Below are 16919 nucleotides of genomic sequence, written 5' to 3'. Positions count from 1 at the left end.
TTCATTTAAGTGAATCGTAAAATGATAATTCTTAGTCATTCTAACTTAATACCTCACACGCTACAAGGCAAGCTACCCAAGGGCATCTTTTTATTCCCGGAGGCGGGCAGCATGCTTCGGAGCAGCCTGAAGTACCGCCGTTAATATTTCTTAGCTGGTCTCTTGAAATTTTCTTATAATTTTTCATAATAAAATATTTGGATTAAACTTTCAATTTAAGGCTGGTTTCCGCCGCCACATCCATCATAAGGCATGCATTGCCATTTTCCATTGATCAGGCATATTTGCCCGCCCGGACAGTTAATGCCTCCTTTAATTGTTTTCATTTCCTGTCTTTTGATCTTGTTTAAATTTTTCATAATATTTAAGTTTAGTTCAATCCGAAATTAATCAATTTTTATTAACTATAATTGATTTTTAATGAAAAATATTTATCACAATTGGGTTTTTGCTTTATATTTTCTATAATTGCTTAAATACAACGCATCTGAGAATATTAAATGCGCCTGTTTAAAGGATAAGGTAAAATTGCAGTTGTACAAAATCTTGTCCTGTGGCAAGTGAACCTTCACGATAACTTGGTAATTTTGATTGAAAGTTGAAACCAAAATCTCTATAATACTATGAAAAATTTATTCAGACTCAATAATCTTCTTAAATCATTATTGGCATTTGTTCTTGTGATGCTAGCCGTATCACAGTTACACGGGCAGAATGTAAAACCTTCTGCTAGTGGCTATATACCCGTTAATGGTATTAAAGTTTATTACGAAGTATATGGTGAAGGCAGACCTGTTGTTTTGTTACACGGTGCTTTTATGACCATTGATATGAATTGGGGCCAGTTAATTCCTGAATTGTCAAAAACCAGGAAAGTCATTGCTATAGAATTACAAGGACACGGGCATACACCGTTTTCAGACAGGAAATTATCTTATAACACATTAGCAGGCGATGTAGAAGGGGTAATGGATTACTTGAAAGTTGAAACTGCCGATGTGGTGGGATATAGCTTTGGGGGAACGGTAGCCTATCAGTTTGCAATTCAGAGCCCTAAGCGATTAAAGAATTTAGTGATTATTTCTGCCACTTATAAAAATAAAGGCTGGCTTCCGGAAGTCAACGATGTTTTTAAAACAATGAAGCCTGAGTTTTTTGAAAAAAGCCCTTTACATACAGCATACGATGCCGTAGCTCCTGATAAAACAAAATGGACAAAATTTTTAGAGCAGATGTTTAATTCTATGAAAACTCCATTTGATCTGGGAGATGCTAATATTTCGAAAATTACAGCTCCGGTATTAATCATATCAGGCGATAATGACGGGCTGGATAAAGAAGAGCTCATGAAAACCTATAAATTATTAGGAGGTGATGTATCTGCGGATATGGCTCCTATGCCGAAATCTCAGCTGGCCATTGTTCCAGGGCAAAGTCATGTAAGCCTGATGATGCAGACCGGAACAATTCTGAATTATCTGAACGGTTTCTTAAAGTAATATAGCCCTTACAGTATAGATCATAATTAAATATTCTCCCTTAATAAAATTGAATACTATGAGAAAAATAACTGTTTTATCAATGATTACTCTGGATGGCGTAATGCAGGCACCCGGAGGTATAGAGGAAGATACTTCCGGCGGCTTTAAATATGGCGGCTGGACCGTTTCTTACGGCGATGAACTCTTCGGTGAGATCATGAAAGAAGAAATGAGACCGGCAGACTATCTTTTGGGCAGAAAAACCTTCGATATATTTTCATCCTACTGGCCTGAACATGCAGATTTTTGGCCCGCCGTTAATGAAGGAACAAAATATGTTCTTTCACAAACGATGGAAGAATCTGACTGGAAAAATACAGTTTTCGTTAAAAATCTTGCAGATATTGAACGACTCAAAAGCTCAGAAGGTGCAGATATTCAGGTTTGGGGAAGCGGGAAACTTATTCAGCTTCTGCTTAAACATGATCTGGTAGATGAATTACGGATCAAAATCTATCCGGTTATCCTTGGAGAAGGAAAGAAACTGTTTGAAAACGGAGCCCTTCCGGCTGCATTTACTTTAATAGAAAGTTATGTGACATCAAAAGGGGTTATCATTACCCATTACAAGCGTGATGGAGAAGTGGTGACGGGAAATATTGAAATATAAGCTGATCAGTTTACATAAAAACCATTTTACGGCTGAACCTGTTTTTTTCAGAGTAATTCATTATATTAGTGAAGTGTTTAGGATGAAGGTTTTATGAGGAGGTAGAATAAGTGCAACAGACTTCTAACAGAAATGAATTTAACCATGAAACAGACCGTTTGGCTGATTGTATTTTCTTTGTTTATGCAAAGTGTTAAAGGGCAGAAACAGGAAATTTCCAACGATAGTATTTCCATATTTTTTGATGAAATTAAAACGGCTTCACAAAAGAATACCGGTCTTTGGAATAAAGATTTGTATGGACCTATACTCCTTGTTGATCCAAAGACAAAGGAACTCTTTGCCAATGAGGCAGATGCAGAAGGGGAACTAAAACGGAGTGGTAATATTTATTCCGGAATTTTGCCCGGCAAAATCAATATAGCAAATACGGCCATCAATTGGAATGGAAAAAGATGGGCAATGATCATGCTTCCGCTTCCTAAAAACAAGCAAAACAGAATTAATCTATTAGCTCATGAATCCTTTCACAGCATCCAGCCTGCGTTAGGATTTACCTTGAATAATGCAGAAAATAATCATCTGGACCAAAAAGAGGGTAGAATTTATCTTCGATTAGAGCTGGAAGCTCTGAAAAAAGCAATTCTGGCTTCCTCAGAAAAAGAGATGCAGAAGCAATTAACCCATGCTTTTACATTCAGAAAATACAGACATTCTCTTTATAAAAATTCAGCAGCTACTGAAAATCTATTGGAATTAAACGAAGGAATGGCTGAATTTACAGGGGTGATTGTAAGTGACAGAGATAAAAAGCAAGCAACTACATTTTTTATCAACGGAATTGATGACTTTCTTAAAAACCCGACATTTGTACGCTCATTTGCTTATCATACCATTCCTGCGTATGGTTATTTGCTGTATCATAAAGACAAAAACTGGAACCAAAAAATTACAGCTAAAACAGATCTTACTGATTATTTCATAAAAACTTTCAATAGAAAGATTCCGGGAGATTTGAAAAGATCAGCTGAAAATCTCTCAGACCGTTATAACGGAAAAGAAATTGTGAGAGAGGAAACAGAAAGAGAAGAAAAAACCAAAAGACTCATTGCTGAATATAAACTTAAATTCATTGATCAGCCTCATTTTGAACTCAAATTTGAGAAAATGAATGTCTCTTTTGATCCGAGAAATATTATTCCAATAGAAGATAAGGGAACGGTATATCCAAACATCAGAGTAACCGATAAATGGGGAATTCTTACCGTTGAAAATGGTGCTTTGATGAGTCCAAATTGGGACAAAATTACCATTTCAGGCCCAATTAAAACGGATGGTAAAAAAATTTCCGGTGATGGCTGGGTACTTGAGCTGACCGATGGTTATGCCGTTGAAAAAGACGATTTAAATTATAAGCTGATTAAAAACTAAAAAGGTAAAGAACATTCAGAAATTCATTAAGGCTTAAATAAAAATACTTGGAATATGGAATTTTCACCCTTCAATACTGTTGTTAAACTTTGTCTTCAGGGAATGAGTATGGAAGAACAGGGTAAGCCTGAAGAAGCTGTCAGATTGTTTATGCAAGGCTGGAATGAAGCCACAGATGATCTGGAAAAATTTCTTGCTGCTCATTATGTAGCCAGACACCAGGAAACAATGTCCGAAAGACTACGCTGGCTTGAAACCGCATTGAAATATGCCTTAAAAATAAATGATGATACAGTAAAGAGTGCTTTTCCCTCTCTTTATACACATATTTCGGAATGCTATGCCAACCTCTCTGAACCGGAAAAAGCAAAAGAAAATGCGGAACTAGCAAGATTGTTTAAAGATAACCCTTCTGATAAAGGCCCTTTTTATCATGGGACAAAAGCAGATCTTAAAGTTGGCGATATGCTGACAGCAGGAGGCAGTTCCAATTATAAATCTGAATTTAAAATGAATCACATCTATTTTACTTCTTTGGTGAACGGCGCCGGGCTGGCGGCCGCTTTAGCAAAAGGAAATGGCAGAGAGCGTGTGTACATTGTTGAACCTATGGGAAACTATGAAAATGATCCCAATCTGACAGATAAAAAGTTTCCCGGTAATCCAACGCGTTCTTATCGTTCTGAAGCTCCATTGAAAATCATTGGGGAGGCTGCAGACTGGATAAGGCCAAGTGCTGAAGATCTTCAGAGGTTTCGCGAAAAATTGGAAAACAGTAAAGGAAAGATTATAAATTAATCTATTTTAGGAACTAAATCAAAAGAAGAGACAAAATTTTGTCTCTTCTTTTGATTTATAGTTAAGGTAAGCTCACTTTTTTACCCTGTTCCGGGAAAATATAATTTACTTTTAAAGGGTTATTTTTCAAAAGCTCCTGCTTTATAATTTCCGGATTGTCGCCGGTAGGTTTTCTGTGGGTAACTACTATAGTAAGACCTTCAAGGTTTTTTTGTCCTGTTTTTTCTTTTAGCCTGGTTAATTCTTCTATTAACAGATTGGGAGTGAGATGGCCAAATAGCAGGTGTTCAGGTTGACTGTTCGGAAAAGAAACTTCTATTAATATGGTGTTTAACTGTTTTTTCTTTACCAATGGAGCTGCGGTATTCCAAAGGTTGTCCAGGCGGTCAGATTTTTCAATCCGGTCAGCACCGGTATCACCTAAATAAAGTAGATAATGATCGTCTTTTCTTACCAGTGCAGCACTGCTTTTATAAGGATTTACATGGCTTAGTTCATAACCTGTAATATAGAATGAAGTTTTTTGTACGGGTATTTCAATCCCTTGCTGAAGCTCATTATAATGGTATTTTCCAAGCATGGGTTTTTGTCCCTGATCGGCAAAATTAATCCAGGTATCCGTAATAAAATAATGGTTTTGAAGGATCTGAACCACCGGAGCCATTGCAAAAATATCTTTTTTGGAATCCGCCGGAGAATTGATGATCATGCCTGATAGGTGATCCAAATGGCCATGCGAAATAAAATATCCTTTTATCTGATCTTTAAGAACAGTTTCTTCCAGTCCCGTAAGGCTTTTCAGCTGAATAGCTTTTCGTATCCCGCTGTTAATGGTACCTGCATCAAGGCAGAGGAAAGCATTATCCTTTGGGGCGCTTACCAGGTAAGCTGATAGGTTGTCTTCCTGTTCTCCACCGTAAATACCCAATGGAATAAGATCAAAATTTTGTGCCTGACAGGTAATATGCAGAGCGAAGGCAAGTAAAGAAAGTGCAGTCTTTTTCATGATATCAAAACTAAAAATCTACCTTTTTCGGTAAGATAGGGCAAATTTACGTTGTTTTTTGTTCTTAGTTTTAAAATTATAATCTGTACACAATTAAAAAAAATTAATATAGCTTAAGATTGTTTGAATTAGAGGTAAGGAAATATGAAATAAAAAATCAAAGAATTGAAAAATTCATACCGGTTAAAAAATAAAAACCTTCAGTTGAGTACCGAAGGTTTTAGTATAAATGTTATATATATCATTTAATTGCGTAGAAACTGTCCGATTCCCGGAGAATCAAAAGTAAATGTATGCTGGTTTTCAGATTTATCGATCTTATTGCTAATGGTTAATGCCCACAAAACTAATTCTTTGCAGAAATTCTGATCTTCGATACTGAATTCTGAAGCATTTTCTTCAACAACGGTTACTAATGGACCTATCTTATCCAGTTTAGCATAGAATTCTTGGTCTGTGTCATTGTAATTAAGCTCCAGATGATTTTTGTTAAACCATCTGATCAGATCTGTATAAGGTGTTTTAATCCCTTCTTTCTCCAATTTGGAAATGCGTGGAAATATGTTTTCGAACTGTTTCATCACTGCTTTGTCAATGAGAATTTTTGCTACATAATCTGCACCTTCCTGTTCTCCTTCATACACCAGTTCAATCTTTCCTGTGATGGACGGGATGATTGACAAGAAATCAAGGAGGCGGACGGTAGTTTTTTCAACACCGGATTCAATCATGCGTAATTTTGCGGCTGCTACTAAATTTTCCATCGCACTGATGGTCAAACGGGCACTTACCCCGCTTTTCGAATCCACATATTCACTGGTACGTGCTGCAAAAGCAACTTCTTCCAAAAGATCTTTTGCCAGATCGGAAATCTGTATTTTGGATTGATCTTCCGCAGAAATTAAGGCTTCCTGCTCTGTAATCTGGCGGGCAAGGGCAATTGTTTTTGGATAGTGGGTGAAAATCTGTGATCCTATTCTGTCTTTGAGAGGGGTTACAATACTTCCACGGTTGGTATAATCTTCCGGATTGGCAGTAAATACAAACTGGATGTCAAGAGGCATTCTCAGCTGAAATCCCCGGATTTGTACATCTCCTTCCTGCAGAATATTGAATAGAGAAACCTGAATTCTGGCTTGCAGATCCGGAAGTTCATTCAATACAAATATAGAACGGTTAGCTCTTGGAATCATTCCGTAATGAAGAACACGTTCATCAGAATATGGCAGTTTTAGGGTAGCGGCTTTAATAGGATCAATATCACCAATCAGATCGGCAACATTTACATCAGGAGTTGCCAGTTTCTCAAAAAAACGGTCGGAGCGATGTACCCATGAAATAGGAGTTTTATCCCCAAGTTCTGCAATAAGATCTTTGGCGAATTTTGAAATAGGACGAAACGGACTGTCATTAATCTCAGATCCTTTCACAACAGGCATATATTCATCCAGCAGATTAACCATACTCCTTGCAATTCTGGTTTTTGCCTGGCCTCGCAGCCCTAATAAATTGATATGATGCCCTGCAAGTATGGCTTTTTTTAATTGAGGAATTACGGTGTCTTCATAACCCCAGAGTCCTTCAAATACAGGTTCATTGGCTTTAATCCTTGCAATTAAATTCGCCTGGATCTCTTCATTGATCGTTTTATCAGTATAACCGGAATTTTTTAATTCCTTGAATGTGATATCGTTTTTCATTTTCTTTAAGTAATAATTATCGGGTGAGAATTCTGGTTATATTCTCTTTATTCTGTTTTTTTCGTAATCTTCAAAAATCATTTGTCCTAATCCCGAGAGACCTGTTAAAAAGGCTTTCCCTTTATTTTGAGCAGTAAATTCTTCTACAAATTGTCTCAGATAGGGATCCTGGGCGATCATAAAGGTGGTAATGGGAATTTTTAATTTTCTGGCTTGGGCAGCTCTGTTGAGGCATTGGTTGACAATCATTTCATCCAAACCATAACTGTTCATATAAAATTCGCCGGAAGGCAGCTGGATACAGCTTGGCTTTCCATCAGTAATCATAAATATCTGTTTATTCGTGTTTCTTTTTCTGCGAAGAATATCCATGGCCAGTTCCAGCCCGGCGACAGTATTGGTATGGTAAGGACCTACTTTCAGATAAGGCAGATCTTTGATTTTGATGGGCCAGGCCTCGTTTCCAAAAACAATAATATCTATAGAATCTTTAGGGTATTTTCGTTTGATCAGCTCTACCAGTGCCATTGCTACTTTTTTTGCAGGCGTGATGCGGTCTTCTCCGTATAAGATCATAGAGTGGCTGATATCGATCATCAGAACCGTACTCATTTGTGCCTTATGTTTGGTTTCTTCTACTACAAGGTCATCTTCCGTAAGTCTCAAATCTGAAATTCCGTTGTTGATCTGAGCATTTTTTAGGCTTTCAGTCATATTAACGGCGGTCATATCATCACCATACTGGAAGGAACGGTTTTCACCGTCTCGCTCATCACCGATTCCTGTTTTTGAGGTCCGATGGTTTCCTGCACCGTTTTTTTTAAGCTTTCCAAAGATCTGGTCTAAAGCATACTCACGAAGGGCCGCTTCCAGTTTGGGAGTTAATAGGTTTTTACCTTTTCCCGTTCCGGAATTTCCCTCCTCGGGATCTTCCTCTTTAATGTAGCCCCGTTTTTTTAAATCTTCTTCAAAATCCTGAAGGGTATATTCGTCATTGAAAATATCATATTCCTGATCAAGCATATCAAGCCATTCGAAGGCTTCCTCAATATCACCGGAAGTATGGGTGAGCAAGTCTTTGAAAATATCAAAGACACGGTCAAAATGCGATAATTCTTCCGGAACATGCTTACTGAATGTATAGCCTCTCTGAGAATTAAAATCTTTATTGGTCATAAGATGGTGAAACGTTTTGCTGTTATTGCTTTACTACTGTTTAGAACAGAGGTTTATCAGTTTGTTATAAGTGTTTTTTAAACCCCGGTTACTGATTGTTAAGTATGTGTATTTTTTTACTTTTCAAACAGACAAGTTAGTAAAATATCATTTCAGGATTCCTTATGTAAGATAGAAAATACTAATAGTAATGATATGAATAAGAATATAATTAGGAAATTCCATAGAGTGACAAAGGTTGTTTACCTTTCATATCAGAGTTTCTTGTAATCATTAAAGAACCTATTATATGACAAAAGCCCCGGATTTCCGGAGCTTTATTAATACACTTTTTTTATTTACCATCCTAAATAGTAATCTGGGCTAAGCCAGTATGGGCGGTCTAATCCGAAATGTTCCTGAAGCATTTTTTCAGCTTCACAGAAAGCACCTTCCACCCAGCCTTGCTGATCGGAATAAGCCTCTCCGATGATATGAATATTTTCGTCAAAAACCGGTTTTCTCATATATGGCATAACATCTTTAACAGAGAAGCCGGCTTTCCAGGCATGATATCCTGCGCCGTATGGATCATCAGTCCAGTCTTTGAAATACGTTACATACGGTTCCGGGATTTGTACATGTTCACCATGTAGTTCCCGAAGCTGGTTCATCAGTTCATTTACCATAAATTCGGTAGCCTGAACATCATCCAGCTGATGAAGTTCTTCTAGTGATGCTGATTTAGCTGCTCTTACTTTAAAAAGAACCTTATCATCAGAAAGTGCTTTCCAGAAGGTTTCAGTTTCCATATCACCATAGCTTCCCAGTAGCATAGAATTATTCGTTTCCGGATCTGTGCCGAAATAATAACACTGCCTCATGGGTAAATCGGTAATAGAATGTCCGGAATAAATTTCCAGTTCTTTCCACCAAGGGCGTTCAAAGCCCATCAGGATTTTAAATGCCGGTTCCATGATGATAGAGCGGATATTATTGTTCAGTTCAGAATGCTGGTTAACATCAAAAAAGAAATTGTTCTGATCCAGGAGCTCCAGAGATTTTCTAGGCATACCAAGAACGATTGAGTTTGCATAGACTTTCCATTGGGTATTTGACTGCAGATTCAGGAAGGTCAGTTCATATGTGTGAGTATGAATATTTGGGTGATCCTTTGTGAAAGTGATCAGCTTATTTTCAGACCAGATGCAAGCCCCTTCATTATCCATATAAGCATTGGCCACGGCGTAAGCAATGCTGTCGTAACCTTCTTCAATGGTTTTGTATGTGGTATCGGCAGAAAAATCCCCTACCATATAAGGAAATGCTTCAGCAGAGTTCCAATTGATCGTATTGGAATAGTACCCTCCGGCATTAGCCAGGAATTCATAACCTTCTTGTGAGACCTGATCTTTGAGAAGGTTCCAGAAACCAATATCATTTACCTTGCGTTTGTCATAAGGTGAGCCTGGGAAATTATATATCAGCCTTGGCTTTATCTCATCCCAGTCTCTGCTGGTCAAAGTGAATGTGAAATCATAAACGTTTGGTCCCGCCACAATTTTATCCTTGTAGTTTTCCGCAACCCATGGATCTGCCATAAGAACATTATAAATGACCTTGTTGAATAACTGATCCGAGCTGAAACCTTCATCATCTTTATTCAGATAATAACGGGTAATCAGTTTTTTATCATCTTCCTGATAAACATTCCATGCATCTTGTTTGAAACGTTCTTTCCTGATATACATAAAAAGTTTTTTCGGATCACCCATCGGGAAATCTACAGGAGTCATTTTATCTTTCAGAACGGGAGTTCTCTTTTTCAGATCTTTTTCCTTTAGCGGGTAGCCTTCTATTAAAGTGGTTACAATCTCTTGCGAGGTCAGGTAACGCATTCCTCCAAGTTCGCCCCAGAAGTTCATTCCCGGCATGATTACAGATTCAAGTCTTCCGCCTAATTTATTGCTCATATCAAAGATTTGTACTTCATGAGCTTTATATTTTTGATCTGTTACCAGACGAAAGGCGGTGTATAATCCGGAAGTTCCGGCACCAATGATGGCTACTTCTGTTTTGAGATCACGGTGCATTCCCGGATTCAGAGGTGTATTTTTATTCATGATATATAATTTTTAAAGTGCTAAGAAATATTTGCGTCCTAATTGGAAAGGGCTGATGTCAAAATCCGTATGACCGTCTAATGCAAGGTCAGACATGATTTTGCCTAAGAAAGGAGTGAATTTGGCAGCCCATCCTGTGGCATATACCACAATGTTTTTATGGTTGGGAACATAAGAGGGAGCAAAATCAATCAGTAATTCTTTATTAGGAATTGTACTTAAAGCGATAAGACAGGTGGAAGTGTATTCCGGTTCTGTAGCCAGCCCGGTCATGTGGTTTTTTACCCAGTCTGAAGTGTAGCCCAGTTCCTGCGGGTTAGGAATTAATGTTCTGTCGTTAGGCTCTTCCAGAGGGGTAATTACAAAATCAGGCGCCACGCGGATATATTCCGGGTGATCCCAGTCAACAGAAGGGAACCCATAAAACTGGTTTCCGTTTTCTCCGGTTGCATTCTGGAATACAAACCAGGTTGGGTACTGAATACTCGGATCCGTCTTTTTAAAATAGGCAGAGGACATATTCCAGTATGTAGCTTCTATTTTAAAATCCAGTAAATTAATCACACTGTTGATGTAAGGTCCGGGAATGATGGCCAGTTTTTTAGCAATATAAATTCCGTTAGGTGTTGTAAGCTCAAAAAGATCCCCTTTTTGATTGATCTGAAGGACAGGAGAATTTTCTTCCAGTTGAACCGTTTCTTCCTCCTTGCATAATCCTAAAAGTGTTTCAATGGTTGCTTTGAAATTAATGCTGGCACCATCTGGCTGAAACAATCCGGTATAATTTTCAGGAAGGTTTTTAAAATGATATTGTTCTTCAATTTCTTTTGAAGTAAGGGTAGAATAGGGAACATTTAAAGCCTTTAAAGCTTTTTCTGCTTCGGCGATATTTCCTTCTGTTGAATGTACTTCTGGATCACCAAACCAAAGCGTGCCTACTTTGTCAAGCAGTGGGATATCTGTCTTTTTTTGAAGTTCATCCCAATAAGGCTGTGCATCCAAGGCCATTTGTACCATGTATTCATCCGGATAGGGAATCCTGAATTGACGGGATACTCCTGCGGAACTGCCGAGCTGATTAACAAACGTGTATTGTTCCAATACTAAGGTTTTTGCCTTGCGCTGTCCAAGATGATAGGCTGTTGCCAATCCTATTGCACCACCGCCAATGACGATTACGTCGTAGTTTTCTGTAATCATGAGTTATTTATTTTTAATTTTTATGATTTTATCATACAGATACAGAAAGTAAAGGCACCTGAATACGCACCATTATCTGTAATCTGATCTGATATAATTGAACAGATTCTGTCTGCAGGTACATTGAATAAGCATTTCAAAGTAACAAAGAAGAGGGCAGATGCGATAGAGTGTAAATAACCAATCGTAGTGTTGGGTAGAAATACTTAATGATGACTATAAAGAATAGGTTTGAGCTTAAAAGAAACATAAAAACAAGTATTTTATGAGCTTACACTTTTGCAGTTGATCTAAGAAAATTGGTTTACATAAATAAAACTTGAGGTTTGCGATAGATTTTGGTAATAAATAAAAAGAGATATCATGAATTTTATCAAATATTTGCTATTATATGAAGATAAAAATTACTTTAACTTTGTTAAGCAAAAGTTTAAATGGCTATTATGAAATTAATTAAAATAATGCTATATTGTTAAAGGCTAATACTCTATGGACTTTCACGGTCAGGATAAATAATTTAACTGATAAACGAATATGAAATATAAATTCTTAAATTTTAAATTGAGAAAAATTGTTCATTACTCATTGATTTTGTGTATTTTATTGATACAGGTGATTATCGCTACATTTTTTTATAATGAATTCGTTAATGGAAAAAAACTGCAGTTTATTAAGAATCAACTTGAGGAAAGCCGGGCACTGGGAGGTTTGACAGATAATTCCCGAAAAGATTTTATGGATGCCCAGGATCATCTTCAAAGATATATGGTGAGCCAGGATAACAATGATCTCCAACTTTACTTTCAATCCCTCAGAAAACTTAAGACCAATTTTGACAAGATTGGGGAATATGAAAATACAAGTCCCAGATTGAAAAGGAATCTGGCAGCACACAAACTGGATACAGTAAAGACTACAAAGCTGAAAACTTTAATAGATTCGGTATACCGGACTTCCCTGAACCCGCCCGGCAAGATAGAGGATAAGAAATATGAGCCGAAAAAGTATAAGAACGATTTTGAAGATCTGAAAATAGAGACACATACCTATGCAGATACGATCAAGAAGAAAGGGTTTTTCGGTAGATTGAAAGATGCTGTTAAAGGCAAGGTGGATGTTCAGAAAGAAAGTACGGTAATCACGATGACCAATAATAAGACAATCGATATTTCCAATGTAAAATCTAAGATGGACAGCACGATAAAGTCGATGGATAAACATTATGTGGCTGAAGTGAAAAAGGTTCAGCTGAATGCAGCACAAAATCAGAAAGATAATTTTAAATTTTATAGCAACTTCAGTAAGTTGTTGGTTTACAGTAACGGATTGATAGGGGTTTATGAAAAAGCAATTAAAGATTTCAAATCTGAGCTGGAAAGGGAATACAATGAACAGAATTCAAATAATAACAGAATCAGAACCTATCTGGTGCTTGGTTTAATGATCCTGATGTTCATTGTATCTGTTCTGATCATGTATCTTACAAGACTTGCTTTTGTCTATGAGCGTAAGCTGAATGCTGCCAATGACGAGATTAAAAAGAACCTTAATTTCAAAAACCGAATATTGGGAATGCTGAGCCACGATCTTAGATCTCCGTTAAAAATAATTAATATTTTCATTGATAAGATATACCGTACCACAGAGGATGAAACCATCAAGGATTACCTGAAATCGATAAAATTTACAAATAGTACTTTGCTTCTTCAATCTAATCAGATTTTGGAATACACCAAGAATGAGAACGCTGAGAAAGAGCTTATACAATCTGTATTTAATCTTAAAGATGAAATAAGTTCCATTGTAAAGGTAATTACACCTTATCTGGAAACCCGGAATAATAAATTTGTGGTTACAGACAGGATCCCGGAAAATATTGTAGTGTTTTCAGATAATATAAGAATCAATCAGATCTTTATGAATATTCTCGGGAATGCCAATAAGTTTACGGAAAACGGACAGATCGATCTTACCATGACTACGGAACTTTTGGGTGAACATCAGATTTCTCTGATCACATCCATAGCAGATACCGGAATAGGAATATCAGAATCTGATCTGGCGAAGATATTTGACCCTTATTATCAAGGAATGGTATCTGATGAGGTGGATAATCTTGGGGCAGGATTGGGACTTAATCTGGTGAAGGAAATCGTGGAGCTTTTTAATGGTGATATATCCGTAGAAAGTAAGCTTCACAAAGGAACAAAAGTAACATTCAGGATCAACTTAAATCGTAATAATAAATAATGGAAATACCGGTTCAAAATAAAGAAATAATATTCCTTTTAGCAGATGATCACAGCATTGTACGTCAGGGAATGGAAATTGTAATCAGTGATATTGCTCCCAATGCAAAAATCTATCATACTTCATCTTTGCATCAAGTGATGGAGCTGGTAGAATCTAAGGGAATTGAGATGGCTATCATTGATGCCCACTTCCCAGACGGTAATAGTCTGCATATTTTACCTCAGATGAAAACCGTAAATCCTAATATTAAAATTTTAATTTTTACAGGTCTTGAAGAGGATCTGCACGCCCTTAAATTTATTAAAGCCGGTGCCAACGGCTATTTGAGCAAACTGAGCGAAGAAGATGAGGTTCGGGAAGCATTAGCAACTTTCATCGAGAAAGGAGAGTATTTCTCCGAGCTTTCACGAAATTTACTGGTACAGTTTGTTTATAATCCGGACCTGATCAGTCCTTTAAATAGTCTAACTAAACGTGAGCTGCAGATTGCTGAATTATATGCAGAAGGTTATGGGAATCTGGAAATTGCGAATAGTTTAAACATAAAACAAAATACAGTAAGTACCATCAAAAAAAATATCTTTGAAAAACTGAAGATAGAAAACCTTGTTGAGCTGGTTGATTTGATCAAGATACATCATAAAATATAAGTGTTCAAGGCATATTCAGCACTTCTTTATAGTTTTATCGATAAATATCTATAACCCCATCGAGATGTATCGATGGGGTTTTTAAATGATTTTATTTCATAATGTTGTTCCTTTGTACTGTGAAATTTAAGAAATGAAAAACACAAAAGTAAATGAGAATGCTTTTTTTCAGATTTTAAATTTTATACCAAAGCGCAAATAATTATAGCATAAAGATATTTAACTATAATTATATAAAACGCAAATGATGAAATTAACAAGTGATGAAATTAAAAGAAGTGTATAGATAACCTGTAATGGATTTCTTGAAAAAAGCCAAATGATAAAAAAACACAAATACACATAGAGAAGTTCAATTGGTAGGTTATTAGTACAAAAAAGGAAGGAGGCAATTAGCCTCCTTCCTTTTTTGCCAATCCCAGATAAGGAATTGTTCATCGATTTCTTTCAAAAAAATCTTTTTTTATCAAATGATAAATCCAGACTAAGATCTATATTTTAGTTTTGTAATAAAAAAGATGTCAGGAGAAAAAGATTTGTCCGTTCTGCTTCAGAATATGGAACCGGTGTTGAATTCCGGAGAATATGTATTTTGTACCCTTGAAAAACCTGATCAGGTCAGTGATCCTGATAAAATCCTTTTTTTCTTTCGGGAAACCGAAGCTGTCACAGTAGTTGTAGAAAAACAGATAGCAGATGAATGGAACATGCATTATACGTATATTGCTTCCTGGATTACCCTGAATATCCATTCTTCACTGGAAGCTGTAGGACTTACGGCTGCTTTTGCCAATGCTCTGAAAAAGGAGAATATAAGCTGTAATGTAGTGGCGGCTTACTTTCATGATCATATTTTTGTGGCGAAAAAGGATGCTGAAAATGCAATGAAAGCACTTAATGGGTTGACGGGCAGGGACTCGGGATTTAAATAATAAATTTTGAAAATTACACAATAAAAATATCGCCCTTGTAGAGACGATATTTAGTTTAAGATTATTGATTAAATTTTTGAATAGCTTCTGCACTCACCGGTGTAAAGAAATTAATGAGATTTCCATCCGGATCGCGGAACAATAAAGAACGGTTTCCCCATGGCATGGTGGTGGGCGCTTGAACGATATCATTCGTGAGTTCTTTGATGCTCTCGTATCCTTCATCCACATTGGGTACCATAAATTCAATGATTGTGTTCTTCTGGCTGGCAAAATCAGTAAGCTGCTCTCCAAACATTTGCATAGTGCGTGTACTGCCTATGGCAATGGTGATCGAATCGGTCACAAGTTCCGCAAAATCTTCCGTGTACCATTGGGCGGTTAAACCCATTACTTTTTCATAAAAATGGACAGATGTTCTGATGTCTTTGGTGATCAACCTTAATGAAGTTAATTTCATATTGTTTTAAATTTTATTGTTGAATAAGTTTAGAACAAAGGTAGAACAGGATTGTGACAACAGAATGTCAGTAGGTTTTTGTTCTTACTGAAATTAGATTAATCCCTTATCATTAATTGTATCATGAAAGGTGCAGCTATTATTACGTTTTAATATTATATAGGATGGGAGAAGGCTTAAGATAGGGTATGAACTCATAATAAAAAAGACTACTCAGAATCAGGAGTAGTCTTTTTCAATTTATGGAGTTGGCATCTGCTGAATAACAAAACTCTGTTTGTTTTCCGTATGGGCTGAGAAATATCCCAAAGCACCATTGCTGATATTGCTTGGAGGATTAGCAGGGGTTGCTGTGCCACCATTACCACCTGAAATCTGCAGCAATGCATTGTAATAGGTGAAAATGTTAGTGTCAATACACTGCATTTCTACATGAATAGTATCTCCCACCACCACTTCATGGTCTCTGCCTTTATTATCGTCATTAGGAAGAATCAGAGGCTGCTGATTAGGTAATCCGTTGTTAACATTGTCTGAAAAGACATTCATATATTTTTTAGGTAAATTATTGATCGTAAAATTGATAAGATATCGGTTGCCTAAAGGCGCAGGATCAGTAAAAACAGGTAAAAGAGTGTAAGTGATCTTGTCTCCAAATTTAAAAGAACTCTGTACCAGGTCGGTTAAAAGAACAACTTCAGGCATTGTACTCTGGGCGGTATATTCTTTTCCCTCAGCTTTTACTTTCAATGTGTAGGTTCTCCCAGGATCCCCATAAAAAGTGGAGGTCTGGTACATTCCGTTGCCTACATACTGTAATGTTTCAGTCTGTCCGGCATTATCACTTAAAATAACCTGTGCTCCTGTAACAGCAGGATATTGGTTAGGAGCAGAAAAAGCTACGGATTTTGTTATTTTAACCGTATAAGGCCCGGGTTTATCCGTTACATTGCCTTCAATAACGATATTGCCACTCTGGTCGTCCAGATTCAGGTCTATTTCTTTTTCACAGGAAGTGAGAGCAAACAGGGATAATATGATAAAAAATGTATTTTTCATG

Annotated in this window: 16 protein-coding genes; 7 read left to right on the top strand and 9 right to left on the bottom strand. The window is 36.9% G+C overall.

Annotation, left to right across the window (positions count from 1 at the left end; translation table 11 throughout):
• Window positions 1–40: 40 nt before the first annotated feature.
• Together F3J23_RS12485 and F3J23_RS12480 are read right to left on the bottom strand one after the other, a co-directional pair.
• The gene (locus F3J23_RS12485; RefSeq protein ID WP_167029221.1) at window positions 41–187 is read right to left on the bottom strand and encodes a bacteriocin-like protein; all 147 of its coding nucleotides are present in this window, start codon (window positions 185–187) and stop codon (window positions 41–43) included.
• Window positions 188–215: 28 nt separating this feature from the next.
• Window positions 216–359 (bottom strand): bacteriocin-like protein, encoded by a 144-nt coding sequence (locus tag F3J23_RS12480; protein WP_167029218.1) that lies wholly within the window; start codon window positions 357–359, stop codon window positions 216–218.
• 264 nt (window positions 360–623) lie between these two features.
• On the opposite strand from F3J23_RS12480, the gene F3J23_RS12475 reads away from it, so the two are divergent.
• The 4 genes from F3J23_RS12475 (at window position 624) to arr (ending at window position 4380) form a co-directional block, all read left to right on the top strand.
• Entirely contained in the window at window positions 624–1499 is an 876-nt protein-coding gene (locus tag F3J23_RS12475; RefSeq protein WP_167029214.1) for an alpha/beta fold hydrolase, read from the top strand.
• A gap of 58 nt (window positions 1500–1557) precedes the next feature.
• Window positions 1558–2151 (top strand): dihydrofolate reductase family protein, encoded by a 594-nt coding sequence (locus F3J23_RS12470; protein ID WP_167029210.1) that lies wholly within the window; start codon window positions 1558–1560, stop codon window positions 2149–2151.
• Window positions 2152–2295: 144 nt separating this feature from the next.
• Window positions 2296–3582, top strand: coding sequence for a hypothetical protein (locus F3J23_RS12465; protein WP_167029207.1), 1287 nt, complete (start codon window positions 2296–2298; stop codon window positions 3580–3582).
• A 393-nt stretch (window positions 3583–3975) separates the two neighbouring features.
• Entirely contained in the window at window positions 3976–4380 is a 405-nt protein-coding gene (gene arr, locus F3J23_RS21830; protein ID WP_410497880.1) for an NAD(+)--rifampin ADP-ribosyltransferase, read from the top strand.
• 61 nt (window positions 4381–4441) lie between these two features.
• On the opposite strand, the gene F3J23_RS12455 is transcribed toward arr, so the two are convergent.
• From F3J23_RS12455 to F3J23_RS12435, 5 genes are all read right to left on the bottom strand, one after another.
• Window positions 4442–5386 carry an MBL fold metallo-hydrolase gene (locus F3J23_RS12455; RefSeq protein ID WP_167029201.1) on the bottom strand — a complete coding sequence of 315 codons (945 nt, stop codon included), beginning with the start codon at window positions 5384–5386 and terminating at the stop codon, window positions 4442–4444.
• 245 nt (window positions 5387–5631) lie between these two features.
• Window positions 5632–7086 carry a sigma 54-interacting transcriptional regulator gene (locus F3J23_RS12450; RefSeq protein ID WP_167029199.1) on the bottom strand — a complete coding sequence of 485 codons (1455 nt, stop codon included), beginning with the start codon at window positions 7084–7086 and terminating at the stop codon, window positions 5632–5634.
• A gap of 36 nt (window positions 7087–7122) precedes the next feature.
• Entirely contained in the window at window positions 7123–8262 is a 1140-nt protein-coding gene (locus F3J23_RS12445) for a vWA domain-containing protein (protein ID WP_167029197.1), read from the bottom strand.
• A 338-nt stretch (window positions 8263–8600) separates the two neighbouring features.
• Window positions 8601–10364 carry a flavin monoamine oxidase family protein gene (locus F3J23_RS12440; RefSeq protein ID WP_167029194.1) on the bottom strand — a complete coding sequence of 588 codons (1764 nt, stop codon included), beginning with the start codon at window positions 10362–10364 and terminating at the stop codon, window positions 8601–8603.
• A 12-nt stretch (window positions 10365–10376) separates the two neighbouring features.
• On the bottom strand, window positions 10377–11564 hold the full coding sequence (locus F3J23_RS12435) for an FAD-dependent oxidoreductase (RefSeq protein ID WP_167029191.1): 1188 nt from the start codon (window positions 11562–11564) through the stop codon (window positions 10377–10379).
• A gap of 561 nt (window positions 11565–12125) precedes the next feature.
• On the opposite strand from F3J23_RS12435, the gene F3J23_RS12430 reads away from it, so the two are divergent.
• The 3 genes from F3J23_RS12430 (at window position 12126) to F3J23_RS12420 (ending at window position 15399) form a co-directional block, all read left to right on the top strand.
• Entirely contained in the window at window positions 12126–13814 is a 1689-nt protein-coding gene (locus F3J23_RS12430; protein WP_228455333.1) for a sensor histidine kinase, read from the top strand.
• On the top strand, window positions 13814–14467 hold the full coding sequence (locus tag F3J23_RS12425; RefSeq protein WP_167029185.1) for a response regulator transcription factor: 654 nt from the start codon (window positions 13814–13816) through the stop codon (window positions 14465–14467). The genes F3J23_RS12430 and F3J23_RS12425 overlap by 1 nt, the downstream gene beginning before the upstream one ends.
• Before the next feature lie 518 nt (window positions 14468–14985).
• Window positions 14986–15399 carry an ACT domain-containing protein gene (locus tag F3J23_RS12420; protein WP_167029182.1) on the top strand — a complete coding sequence of 138 codons (414 nt, stop codon included), beginning with the start codon at window positions 14986–14988 and terminating at the stop codon, window positions 15397–15399.
• A 61-nt stretch (window positions 15400–15460) separates the two neighbouring features.
• Here F3J23_RS12420 and F3J23_RS12415 read toward each other — a convergent pair whose 3' ends face one another.
• On the bottom strand, window positions 15461–15859 hold the full coding sequence (locus F3J23_RS12415) for a VOC family protein (protein ID WP_167029179.1): 399 nt from the start codon (window positions 15857–15859) through the stop codon (window positions 15461–15463).
• 240 nt (window positions 15860–16099) lie between these two features.
• The gene (locus F3J23_RS12410) at window positions 16100–16918 is read right to left on the bottom strand and encodes a DUF4249 domain-containing protein (protein ID WP_167029176.1); all 819 of its coding nucleotides are present in this window, start codon (window positions 16916–16918) and stop codon (window positions 16100–16102) included.
• Window position 16919 lies beyond the last annotated feature (1 nt).

The organism is Chryseobacterium sp. Tr-659, from assembly GCF_011752975.1.
Lineage (GTDB): Bacteria > Bacteroidota > Bacteroidia > Flavobacteriales > Weeksellaceae > Chryseobacterium.
Note: the sequence above shows the minus strand (reverse complement) of the source record. Positions and strands in the feature narration are given on the sequence as shown.

Bases quoted from the DNA above. Each gene is read 5' to 3' on its own strand.
- F3J23_RS12485 (WP_167029221.1), bottom strand. From the start codon at position 187: ATGAAAAATTATAAGAAAATTTCAAGAGACCAGCTAAGAAATATTAAC.
- F3J23_RS12480 (WP_167029218.1), bottom strand. From the start codon at position 359: ATGAAAAATTTAAACAAGATCAAAAGACAGGAAATGAAAACAATTAAA.
- F3J23_RS12475 (WP_167029214.1), top strand. From the start codon at position 624: ATGAAAAATTTATTCAGACTCAATAATCTTCTTAAATCATTATTGGCA.
- F3J23_RS12470 (WP_167029210.1), top strand. From the start codon at position 1,558: ATGAGAAAAATAACTGTTTTATCAATGATTACTCTGGATGGCGTAATG.
- F3J23_RS12465 (WP_167029207.1), top strand. From the start codon at position 2,296: ATGAAACAGACCGTTTGGCTGATTGTATTTTCTTTGTTTATGCAAAGT.
- F3J23_RS12455 (WP_167029201.1), bottom strand. From the start codon at position 5,386: ATGAAAAAGACTGCACTTTCTTTACTTGCCTTCGCTCTGCATATTACC.
- F3J23_RS12450 (WP_167029199.1), bottom strand. From the start codon at position 7,086: ATGAAAAACGATATCACATTCAAGGAATTAAAAAATTCCGGTTATACT.
- F3J23_RS12445 (WP_167029197.1), bottom strand. From the start codon at position 8,262: ATGACCAATAAAGATTTTAATTCTCAGAGAGGCTATACATTCAGTAAG.
- F3J23_RS12440 (WP_167029194.1), bottom strand. From the start codon at position 10,364: ATGAATAAAAATACACCTCTGAATCCGGGAATGCACCGTGATCTCAAA.
- F3J23_RS12435 (WP_167029191.1), bottom strand. From the start codon at position 11,564: ATGATTACAGAAAACTACGACGTAATCGTCATTGGCGGTGGTGCAATA.
- F3J23_RS12425 (WP_167029185.1), top strand. From the start codon at position 13,814: ATGGAAATACCGGTTCAAAATAAAGAAATAATATTCCTTTTAGCAGAT.
- F3J23_RS12420 (WP_167029182.1), top strand. From the start codon at position 14,986: ATGTCAGGAGAAAAAGATTTGTCCGTTCTGCTTCAGAATATGGAACCG.
- F3J23_RS12415 (WP_167029179.1), bottom strand. From the start codon at position 15,859: ATGAAATTAACTTCATTAAGGTTGATCACCAAAGACATCAGAACATCT.
- F3J23_RS12410 (WP_167029176.1), bottom strand. From the start codon at position 16,918: ATGAAAAATACATTTTTTATCATATTATCCCTGTTTGCTCTCACTTCC.